The 10,361-nt window shown below is 67.6% G+C and carries 8 protein-coding genes and 4 pseudogenes; 3 read left to right on the top strand and 9 right to left on the bottom strand.

Translation table 11 applies throughout. The features are described 5' to 3' along the window. Positions 1-346: 346 nt before the first annotated feature. A complete protein-coding gene (locus CCN42_RS37565) occupies positions 347-805 on the top strand; it encodes a hypothetical protein (RefSeq protein WP_245877648.1) in 459 nt (152 codons plus the stop codon). A gap of 273 nt (positions 806-1,078) precedes the next feature. On the opposite strand, the pseudogene CCN42_RS45235 reads toward CCN42_RS37565, so the two are convergent. Further along, positions 1,079-1,303: pseudogene (locus CCN42_RS45235) on the bottom strand (telomere-associated protein Tap); the annotation flags it as partial. Positions 1,304-1,645: 342 nt separating this feature from the next. Here CCN42_RS45235 and CCN42_RS45245 point away from each other — a divergent pair. Beyond that, positions 1,646-1,839 (top strand): annotated as a pseudogene (locus CCN42_RS45245) (IS5/IS1182 family transposase); the annotation flags it as partial. Positions 1,840-1,860: 21 nt separating this feature from the next. Here the strand turns inward: CCN42_RS45245 and CCN42_RS43955 are convergent. From CCN42_RS43955 to CCN42_RS37620, 8 genes and pseudogenes are all read right to left on the bottom strand, one after another. Then, on the bottom strand, positions 1,861-3,501 hold the full coding sequence (locus CCN42_RS43955) for a hypothetical protein (RefSeq protein WP_211294884.1): 1,641 nt from the start codon (positions 3,499-3,501) through the stop codon (positions 1,861-1,863). Between the two features lie 1,026 nt (positions 3,502-4,527). Beyond that, the gene (locus tag CCN42_RS37585; RefSeq protein ID WP_086741751.1) at positions 4,528-4,959 is read right to left on the bottom strand and encodes a DUF3995 domain-containing protein; all 432 of its coding nucleotides are present in this window, start codon (positions 4,957-4,959) and stop codon (positions 4,528-4,530) included. A 107-nt stretch (positions 4,960-5,066) separates the two neighbouring features. Further along, positions 5,067-5,618 (bottom strand): TetR/AcrR family transcriptional regulator, encoded by a 552-nt coding sequence (locus CCN42_RS37590; protein WP_245877644.1) that lies wholly within the window; start codon positions 5,616-5,618, stop codon positions 5,067-5,069. 115 nt (positions 5,619-5,733) lie between these two features. Beyond that, positions 5,734-6,189, bottom strand: coding sequence for a DUF6463 family protein (locus CCN42_RS37595; protein WP_143662164.1), 456 nt, complete (start codon positions 6,187-6,189; stop codon positions 5,734-5,736). A gap of 126 nt (positions 6,190-6,315) precedes the next feature. Further along, positions 6,316-7,298, bottom strand: a pseudogene (locus tag CCN42_RS46345) (IS630 family transposase); the annotation flags it as partial. Beyond that, positions 7,283-7,833 (bottom strand): annotated as a pseudogene (locus tag CCN42_RS45255) (DUF4158 domain-containing protein); the annotation flags it as partial. The pseudogenes CCN42_RS46345 and CCN42_RS45255, both read right to left, overlap by 16 nt. Further along, positions 7,818-8,183 (bottom strand): hypothetical protein, encoded by a 366-nt coding sequence (locus CCN42_RS45260; protein ID WP_245877646.1) that lies wholly within the window; start codon positions 8,181-8,183, stop codon positions 7,818-7,820. The pseudogene CCN42_RS45255 and the gene CCN42_RS45260, both read right to left, overlap by 16 nt. Positions 8,184-8,449: 266 nt before the next feature. Continuing rightward, positions 8,450-8,818 carry a PadR family transcriptional regulator gene (locus CCN42_RS37620; RefSeq protein ID WP_086741754.1) on the bottom strand — a complete coding sequence of 123 codons (369 nt, stop codon included), beginning with the start codon at positions 8,816-8,818 and terminating at the stop codon, positions 8,450-8,452. A gap of 216 nt (positions 8,819-9,034) precedes the next feature. On the opposite strand from CCN42_RS37620, the gene CCN42_RS37625 reads away from it, so the two are divergent. Next, a complete protein-coding gene (locus CCN42_RS37625; RefSeq protein ID WP_245877647.1) occupies positions 9,035-10,312 on the top strand; it encodes a hypothetical protein in 1,278 nt (425 codons plus the stop codon). The last annotated feature ends 49 nt before the right edge of the window (positions 10,313-10,361 follow it).

Raw genomic sequence — 10,361 nt, forward strand, 5'->3', positions numbered from 1 at the left:
CCAGGAGACCGCCTCTGACCTGGGGGTTTTCGGGTCCTGCTCAGACCGACACCTTTCCTTTGACGGGCCATGTTCGGCCGGTTCACTGCGCACGGAACCCTTCCACGCAGGTGGGCCTCTAGGGGGTGTCGTCAAACTCCCGTCTGCCCCGCGACGCCCGGCACGTACTCTCGCCGCACCGGACGAAAGCCCGAGTACGCCCAGTACGCGGACTTCCGCCCGGCGCGCCGAGAGCACGCACCGGACGCCGCAGGGCCGTCCTGCGGACGACGACGGGAGTTCGACGACACCCCCTAGCATCCAGCGAGACCGTGTCCTCGTGCGGGAAGGGGTTCTTGTGGCGCAGATGGTGCGGCGGCAGCGTGTGAGCGCGTACGTGGCGTTCCACGCGTTCGCGTTGCAGGAGTCCGATGACGCTGACCTGCCTGTCCCTTTCCCTGACGAGTTTCCTCGCCACTCGTTCATCGGCACGCATCCGGGGCGTCTGGACATCAGGAGCGGTGGGCACACCCACACCGCCATACTGGATGTCGAGGTATGGGACGGGGTGCCGCCGCCGCAGGATCCGGCGGACTGGGACGAGCAAGCGGAAGCCGATTTCGAGTCGACGAGTGGGCAGGTCGCGGTCTGGTCCGGGAGCATCGGCCGGATGGACGACGACATCACGCTGGCTGACTCGGGGGGACTGTGGCGGGTCCGGGTCCATTGCGTGGGGTGGGCGGAAACCGCTGCCCTGTCGGAGGGTGAGGGCACCGGTGTCGGGGTGGAGCGCTATCTCATCCAGTTCCGGCCCGCCGACGCTTAGAGGGCAACTTGGTGAAGGGCTTGGTTGTGGGTCGAGCAGGCGGCAGACTTCTGCGGATGCCGGATGATCTTGTGTTTGATGACCGTGTGGCCCTGTTGCTCCCTCCTGGTCCGCCGCGTCGTCGTCGGTATCCGGGGTGGTTGCCGGTGGGCGACCGGGCCGCCCTACGCGGGATCGTCTACGTACTGCGCAAGGTGTGAGCTGGGCCCATGTGCCCACGGAGCGGATCGGCTGCAGTGGGGGTACGGCCTTGCGGCGGCTGCGGGACTGGCCGAAGGCCATGTTCACGTCGATGCCGACCAGGTACCGCCGGGTGTACTCGGCTCGTCATCGGCCGTGCCCAGTCGTACGCCTCGAACAGTTTCTCCGCCGGGCCGCAGACACGGAAACGCGGCAGGTCCGCCAGGAGCGGGTGTCCGTCGGGGGCCTCGCACGGGGCTCAGTCCACTGGGTCCTTGCCCAGCGAGCCGGGTTGGGCTCGGAGTGCCGTTTCCCCGTCCATTGCCACGGCGGTCCTGTTCCTGGTTCTGGTAGCCGCCGGTGGTCATGCATTGAGGAACAAGCAGGCGCCCACGCGAATGTGCCCTTCAGCCCTTCGCTGTCGTGGGTGTTGGCGGCCGAGACGCCACCGAGGAGTGGCAGGCCGTTCCCGTCCGACAGGACGTGCATCTTGGAACCCGGCTTGCCCCGGTCCACGACGGCTCGGGCCTGCGCGTTCGGCCCTTCCTCAGCCTGTCCGCTACGGCGAGGACGGCGGCGAAGATCTTTTCCCAGGTACCGTTGACGGCCCATCTGATCAGCCGCTTGTGAGCGGTCTGGAACGAGCCGAACTCTTCGGGACATATGAACCACCGCGAACAACCCGCGCACTACCAGCAGTTCAACTCACGCCGGGCGGAGAGCACCAGGCCGAACACGCCGTCGCGCAGTTGAAGTCCTGGCGACTGCTCCGGCGAGTCAGAAGCTCCACCCGCCGCATCGGCACCATTGTCAAGGCCATCCACACGCTCATGACCTGCAACTATTCAGAATAAAAACGGCTCAGTAACTTCCTGTTAGGAAATTGCGAGACCTCCGTCAAACCATCTGAAATGATGACCTACACGAGAGGCAAATGCACTTGACGCAGCGCTAACGCTACCAATTGCCTCGCCTGAGGAAAAACTATGGGCTCCCTGCAAGGTCATATTTTCGGCGGCTTGCCCAGAAGCGCTCCCAAAAAACAGTGTCAATGTCACCGTCGCGGCATTCAGCGCGTTCGTACCACCTATTGTAACGCGCCGACTGGAAGCGTACTGGGCCACATGGGCACCATGGTCGAGAACCATTCCGCCCTCGAACTGCCACCCGCCGGCGGCATCATCGACGTTCGTCAAGCTGTTTTGATTCAATGTATATTCCAAGGCCTCATCAGGCGGTGGGGTAGGGCCGCCCACTGGCTCAAGGAACCAACCATCTGCCTTACGTACATAGCGTTTCGGAGGATTGGCAGACATGTCCCATGCAACGTCCTGCGGCGAGCGCGGGAACGCACCTTGCCCCTTCTTTGGCGTACCACTACACAAGAGCACCCGAACTGGACCGCGACCGAGCCACACACCTTGGTTAGCCAGCAGCTGGTCCCCACCCAACGAATCTGCTGGACCCAGCGGATCTTTCGGCATGGTGAAGGAAAGCGTCGCGTTGTCCGTGTCGTGTGCCCGAGTGAATGTCCAGCGTCGGACGCCGTCCCTAAAGGCCCGCTGCACCCCGAATTCATCATGGTCCCCGTCTTTGCCGAACGCCTGCCAATACATGGGCCTCAGGCCATCACGTGCCATGGTGACCGAAAGTTGATGGTCAGTCCCCACCGAATCTGGACCGGGCCCCGAATAACCGCGAAATGTCACATATGCAGATTCCTTCGAGGACAGCAATAGACAGGGACGGTATGCATCCTGGGGAACCGCGGGGAACCCTATCTTGGTGAGAGTTTCAGCCGAACCCTCCACGGAGAGCGATCCTTTATGGCCACGCCAACCCTCTATAGTGATGCTGTTGATGAAACCATTCGCAGTAGCCACGCGAGGCAGGCCGAGGTCTGCGAACGCAGCATTTATCTGAGCAGCCACTTGATGCGGCGTGAAGCTTCCATCCGCGAACGTTACGACACGTTGCATGCCATCGACGGTTACTGCGACCTTTTCACCGCCAGCAAAACTCGCGACTGGGGCAGGGAACGGCTTTCCCGCTTGTTTCGCCGGAGTGCCGTTGATTTGAAGAAAGTCGCCGCCAGTCACGTTCAGCGCTTTGGCTACATTTGGCGGCAACGTGCCCACATTGAATGAGCTGCCGATCGACGTTGTATCCTGGTGAAGTTGGGGCGGGAGCGGAGACTCGCAGTGACAGTTCATGAGCACACTCTGGTTCTTCATGTAGTACGGCGGTTCGGTTTTACCTCCAGAGAAGACGTAGCAATCCACATAACCGTTACCGCTCTGACTCCCGTCAAATATTCCAGCTTCGCAGTCAACTGCCACGACGTGTTCAAAATGACAGCCTTGCGCACCCGGGCCATGCGCATACGTTGCCCAGAAGCAGTGCTCCGCAAAAATGCGCGAGACTTGAGAGTAATCCGCATTGAACGTATCAGGAATTTCTGGATGCTCGGGGTGGGTTGCGCGCCCGTCGAGGTCAATGCCACGCTGCCAGTTCAACAGAGCAAGGTTCTCTGCCCAGATCGGCCTTTGTGCATGTATTCCGCGCCATGCAAAGCGCTCCGCATTCGGGCCACTAGCAATTCTGCGAACAAGGGCAAAGCCCTCGAAGTGTGCGAATCTGGATTCTGCGAGAACTACGAAACCGTCCCGGTCAGAAGGAAAGACCAGAGTGGTTGTGCTTCCACTAAGACTGCCGGCGCTCGGCGGATAAGTTCGTGCCATACCTCCGGCTCCTCGGAAGTGTATGGGCGCGCGCACACGTAGCGGCGCTCCATCGATCCGGTACACGCCCGGAGGTATTTCAACTATTCCCCCTGTGCCATGCAGAGCGCCCATTGCCTGAACAAACGAATTGGTGGAATCTGATACGCCACTCGGATCGGCCCCGTGGTCTATCACGTTCTCGCTCACACCACTCATGACAGCCTCTATCTTCCTTTCTAGCGTGAACGGTCGACCCGAACCTGAACGGTCGACGCGCCTTGCGAAACACCGCGCCAATCCGGGGACGGAACAGAATCCGACCGAATTCGCCGGGCGCATGGCGCCCCGCACGGGGCTTCCTTCGGCCTCACGGGGGACGCCAGGTTGAGACCGAACGCCAACCGCTCGGCGTGCTTGTCATCTACCGACGTCACCGTTCCGCACCCTTCGGAGGCAAGCCATTGTGTCCGCCGGCGCCTACTCAAGGCGTCCAGCTCTGCTTCCCCAAAGGCAATGACCGTCTCCACTTGCGACAAGGCGTACCAGTGTCCTCAACCACGCCCACGACTGCTTAGGCTGCTTCACCGCCCACAGCTCCGTCGAGATCGGGTCTGTCAGACACCACCATCGCGCGCCTTGCCCACTCCCCCGATACATTCACGCTAGACCAGATCATCAGCCGGCGCAGATCGGGCAAGGCACGATGACTGCCCCAATCGCAGTTACTGAACTTGAATCCGTGATGTCGGTAAGTCGAGCAGGCCGGTGGCAGCAGGGCAGGGGTCGACGTTGTCCGGGCGGTAGCGGTCACGGCGTGACCTACTCATTCTTCGCGACGTAGGCGGCGAGGGTGCCGAGGGCCAGGCAGAGGGGCGAGTACAGGGCCAGGTCCCACCGTGTGAAGGTGGTGGGCTCGTCGGCGAGTCCGGAGGAGACCAGACCCGCGCCGCCGCGGAGCAGCAGTACGCCCGCGACGGTGGCAGCGCCCAGGCGTCCGAGCCGGGCAGGCAGCAGGCGCGGAGCCAGGCCCGCCTGAGCGGCTACGAGATAGGCCGCCGAACCGAGTGCCGCCGCCACGGTGGCCGTGGCTGCGGCACTGGGGGCCTCGGCTTCGGACACGCCACCGATCGTGCGGGTGAATTCGGCGCGGTCGTCGAACGGCCACGGTGAACAGACCCAGACCACGTGCAGGGCCGCGGCGGCGGCGAGGCCGGCTGCCGCCGCCCATCCAGCGGGCTTGGTGAACCTCATGAGCGTTCTCCTTTTCCGGACGTGACGGGGAACCGCCGGCCCACAGGGCGGGGCGGCCTCAGAAGGCCCACATGTGATGGCGCGCGGTGGCGTCGTGGCCGTCCCGGTCAGTTCCCTGTCGGGGGCAGGCCGAGCACTCCGCGCACTGCCCGGTCCATGAGCTCGATGTCGTAGGGAGTCCTTCCGGCCAGCTCGATCCCGACCGCCTCGACGACCGAGGTGTAGGCCGCCGCGGTCTCCCGGGGCGGCGGCCCGGGAGGGATCACCCCGCTCGCCCTGCCCGCAGCGATCAGGTCAGCACAGTCGGCGTCGAGCCGGTCGACGATCCCGGTGATTGCCCGGCCCACCGGATGGTCCTGCCCGGCGAACTCGATCCTCAAGGTCAACAGGACTCGCGCCACGTCCCGGCGGCAGAAGACGGCATGCTTCCGGGCCAGCGTCAGCAGCGCATCGACAGGGTCGGCCTCGGCGGCGGGGCTGCCCACCTCCGCGGTCCAGGTCTCCTCGACCCACGTCACAACCGCCAGCGCCAACTCCTCCTTGCCGGCGAACTGGTGATACACGGCGCCGCGGGAATACCCCGCCTCGCCGGCCACCCAATCCAGCGTCAGGTGGGCATAGCCGTGGGTGGACAGCCTTCGGGCCGCGGCTTCCAGCACTGCCTGCCTGGTCCTCGCACGCCGCTCGGCCTGTGTCCGCCGGGGGGTTGCTCCCGTCATCGCTTCTCGCATGCAGACAAGTCTGTACGTCTCTTCCTTCGGCTCCGCCGGCTGTTCAGCGGATTCCCTGACGGGACGCGTCCGGCTGATCTGTCCCAGCCGCGGTTTCGGGTGGCGGCCCGGAGACGAAGCGGCTTCGGCGCCTGTCCCCGAGCACGATGAGTCCGCCGATGATCGGGAATGCCCAGCCCGGCGAGGTCGGGCACACGATCGCGAGGGGCAGCCCCCAGGCGAGGAAGATCCACCCCAACCACCCCGGCACACGACGGTACTGGCGCGCTGACCACAGGACGTAGCACCCCAAGGCGAGCACTGGGACGGCCCAACTGCCGAATGTGGACCAGAATCCGGCCGCGCGCTCGAACTGGCCAGGCGTGGCGGGCACGTCGATGGTGAAGGTGTTCCACACGCCCTCGTCGACGACCTTCGCCCACAGGTCGCCCTCCTCCAGCGGTGCGACGACGACGTGCACGACGCCCATGCCGATGGCGAGCCAGCCCGCAGCCGCCACGAGGCGAGCGCTCATCTTCTCGCTGATCTCTCTCCTCACAGAAACAAACATACACGTTTGTAAGTTTGTGTGAAGGGGGCGAGCCGGGGCGACGATGGTCGGGTTCACGTGAATTCGTGCTGTCGGTCAGCGGTCAATGAGCAGGCCGGTACCGGCGAGGCAGCCGTCGACCACGTCGGGGCGGTACTGGATCTGCTTGAGTCTGCGTTTCACGGCCCTGGTGATCTGGCTCAGGTCGGCTGCGGCAAGGTTGCCGATGTTGCGCTTGACCATCGACCAGATGCCCTCCTGCGGGTTCAAGTCCGGTGCATAGGTGGCCAACTGGAAGACGGTGAGCCAGACGGCGTTCGCGGCGATGAAATCCCTCAGTGGGACCGTCAGGTGGATGCGTACGTTGCCCCAGACCAGGATGATCGGGCCGCCGAGCTGGATGCGGGCCCGAGTAAGCAGGTCGCGGAAGTCGCGCCAGCCGAAGCCCTTCGGCTGGCGCTTGCAGCCGTTGTAGTCGCGGATCGCGTAAAACATCCGGGACCGCTCGCCCGGCTTGTAGCAGGCATGCCCGCCATCGACACCCGCCCCGAGCCTTGGCCCCGCACCCGCACCACCGGGGTCCGGCCTCTGCGGCCCCATGTCCTGGCGCGAGGCGGCGACATCGACTGGCCTGCCTCGTCCTCAAGGACGACCCAGCCGTCACACGCCGCCGCCATGCTCTTACCCGCGGCCACACCTCCATCTTCCACAGCTCCACGGCCTCGTCGTCTCGCTCGATGGCCCGCCCTGCGGGCTGCTGCCACGACCAGCCGTGCCGCTTCAGCAGCTGCCAGGTGCCCTCCACGGTGCAGGAGGACGTGGAAGAGCCGGCCGATCAGCGTCTTGACCCGCGCCGGCGTCCACCGCTGGTCGGCTCAGCCGTGAGCCAGCGGGCCACGCTCCAGCTCCCGCTCAAGCCGGGCGATCTGCGACTCACCGAGCCGTGGACGCCCGGGTGATCCCCTCGACAGGACCCCGGCCTCGCCCTGTTCACGCCACCGCTTCACCGACCGCTCACTCGCCCGCAACGCGGCAGCGATGCCCTTGTTCTTCTCCCCGCCCTTGAAGCGTGCGTCGGCGGCCGGCGCAGCCGCTCCAGCTGCGAGAACCGCGAGCCCTCCGGCGTCTTCAGCGTCGCCACCAGGTCACCGGGCAGCGCGGGGTCCGCGCGACGGTGGCGTGGAGCCGCTTGTCCGCGACCTTCCGCACCTCCGACACCTGCCGGGCCAGCATCGAGACGCCCGGCAGCAGTACGCGGTTGCGGCGCAGCCAGCCCACCGCGTGGTCGAACAGCCCCTTCGGGCCCTCGGCGTGCGTCCAGGCCCGGCCGTGCAGGAACGTACGGAACCGCCACGACCACTCCAGGTCCTCGTGGTACTCGTAGGCGTCCCGGATCTCCCAAGCGTGCTCGTATGCCGTCTTCGGCCGCTCGGTGTACCGCTTCACCAGGCCCTCGATGTCGAGCTGCGCGGCCAGGTGCTCGACCACCCTCCACGGCGCGTCGAGCGAGTCGTCGGGGAGGAGCCGGCCGATGTAGCGAACCGTGCACATCTGCGGTGCGAAGCCGAGCTGGTGGTGCGTGGAGCGTCGCCGGGCGATCAGATCGCGGTCGACATGTCCTTGCCGCCGGGGCGCAGGACCCGTTCGCCGTCGTGGCGTCCCCCGCCGTCCGGGGTGTCGAACTGGAAGCCGTACCCGCCCTGGATGATGCCGCCGTAGGGCCGCAGGCCGATCTTGTGCTCCGGTTCGAAGACGTCCTCCGGGCGGTCGTCCCAGAAGGCGAGGTCGCCGAAAGGCTCGTCGCTGGTCCAGCTGATCAGGAACCGTCCGCCCGCGTAGTGCACGGCGTGGCCGGCCGCGTCGTCGGGCAGGCGGAAGACGCAGGAGGCGCGCGGGCCCGCGTGGTCGACGGCGACGGCCCGGTCGGAGCCGTAGACGGTCAGCACGGGCCAGGTGCCGGTCACCCGGACGGGGTCGCCGGGCGGGCAGCCGGCCAGGAGCCTCCTCCAGGGCGGGCCAGCCCAGTTCCTCGGGGAGGCCGGAGCGCAGCGCGCGGGCGAGGGGGCCGGTCAGGTCGAGTACGGCGACGGCTTCGTCGATGCCGTCCAGGGCGGTGGCCGTGGGGCGGTCCAGCAGGATGCGCAGCTCGTCCACGGCCTCGTCGGCGGCGGCGAGTCCGCCGCCGCGCAACGCGGTGAGCAGGCTCTCGACGCGGGTCGAAGCAGGGTCGTCATGCCAGTCCTCCGGCGAGTCCGGGGCCCGTGGCGGGTGGCAGGGCGGCGCCGGGGGCGCGGCGGCCCTCGGCGATCCGCCGCTTGGCGGCTCCGGCACCGGCGGCCAGTCGGTCCGCCTCGGCCTCCAGGGCGCGTACGCCCTCGTCGGTGAGCCGGTAGTAGCGCCTGAGGCGACCCTGCTGGACCTCCTCGCGGTCCAGGACGATCAGCCCGCCGGAGGTGAGCCGGTCCAGCACGCCGTACAGCGTGCCGACCCGCAGCTGCACCGTCCCGTCGGACAGCTCCTCGACCTCGCGCAGGATCCCGTAGCCGTGCCGCGGCTGATCGGCCAGGGCCGTCAGTACGAAGAACGCCGCCTGCGTCATGCTCCTCGATGCCATGCGGCCACGATATATATCGGCTTCCGATATACATAACGCCGACGATGCACTCGGCAGAGGCGCACGCCATTCGACAGGAGGCACCGGGACCTGCTGGGATGCGGTGAGCACCGCCACGCCGATCAGGCACCCCGGTTGATCGTCGTCCGGCCCGGGCATCGATACTGGCAACGCACGACGCCCCCGTTCACAGATGGACTCATGCCGACCTCCACCACCGACCGCCCCACGACTCCTCCCACGGTGTGGCTGGCCCACGGCCGCCACGTCGGTGCCGGCGCCGAGGAGCTGCTGCGGGACAATCTGCGCGACCTGACGGCGCGTGGCGTGATCCACGGCCACCTGGAGCCGCCGGAGGCGCAGGGCGACCGGGAGCGGGTGTTCGAGGCGCGCTGGGCGGTCGGCGGGGAGGTGACCGTGCGGGCGCGGCTGACCGTCGCGGCCCCGTCGGACGGCGGCCAGGAGTGGGTGCTCGCCGCCGAGGCGGAGGCCCCGTGGGACCTCGCGTGGCCGTCACCCGCCACCATGTTCTGGCCCGAGGGCTCCGAGAGCACCGCGGACCCCGGGGACACCGCCTGGGACCGGGCCGCCGGGTCCGAGCTGCGGCTGCGGGACATCAATCCGCTGCCCGCGGACGACAAGGACCTGCGGCGCGTCCTGCGCGACGCCGCGCCCGACACCTGGACCATCCATGTCGTCGTGCACGAGGCCATGACCCCCGACGAGCGCGGCCGTCGCCCGCTCACCCCGCTGCTGCCGCCCGGTCTGCGGCATCGGGTGGTCGAGCACCGTGCCGCGCCGCACCAGTTGCGCGCCGTGAACTGGGCGCTGCGCGAGTTCGGCGTGGAGGTGCCGCGGGGCGGTGCCGTGGTGCTGCCCGGCGTTCCGGCCCCCGAGGGCTACGACCGGGGCGGGTACTCGGTGCGCACCGTCTTCCTGGACGGCTCCCGGCCCGCCGAGCTGATCGACGCGGTGACGCGTTTCGCCCGCGCGCCGAGGCCGTTGCCGAAGGGGGCCGACGAGGCCCTCACCGCTCTGCGCGAGGACTGGCACCTGCTGACACTCGAGGAGGAGCTGGAGCGGGAGCGCGCCCTCGTGGCCATGTACGCCGAGGCGCTGGAAGCCATGACCCGCTCCCGTGATCTCTACCGGGAGGCCGCCGAGCGGGCCAACGAGGCGCTGGCCGCCTACCGGGAGTCCGCCGACCTGCCCGCTCCCGCCCCGGACGTGCGGGAGCGGAACCAGGACGCCCGCCCCGTGTCCCCGTTCCAGCAGCTCACCCGCACCCTCGAACGCTTCAGGCCCGCCGGCAGGTCCCGGCGGCCCGGGCCCCGCCCGCCCCGGAGCGAGCAGGCCGACGCCGGAGCCCCGGTCACCGCAACCTCGGTCACCGGCACCTCGGCCACTGCAACCTCGGTCACCGGGACCCCGGACACGGAGACGCCGCACGCCGAAAGGCCGGGCGCAGACAACCCGTAGGCGTCGGGCCCGGACGGCAGCCTCACGTCCGGCCCGCCCGAGTAAACAC

The sequence above is a fragment of the Streptomyces glaucescens genome, assembly GCF_002154375.1.
Lineage (GTDB): Bacteria > Actinomycetota > Actinomycetes > Streptomycetales > Streptomycetaceae > Streptomyces > Streptomyces glaucescens.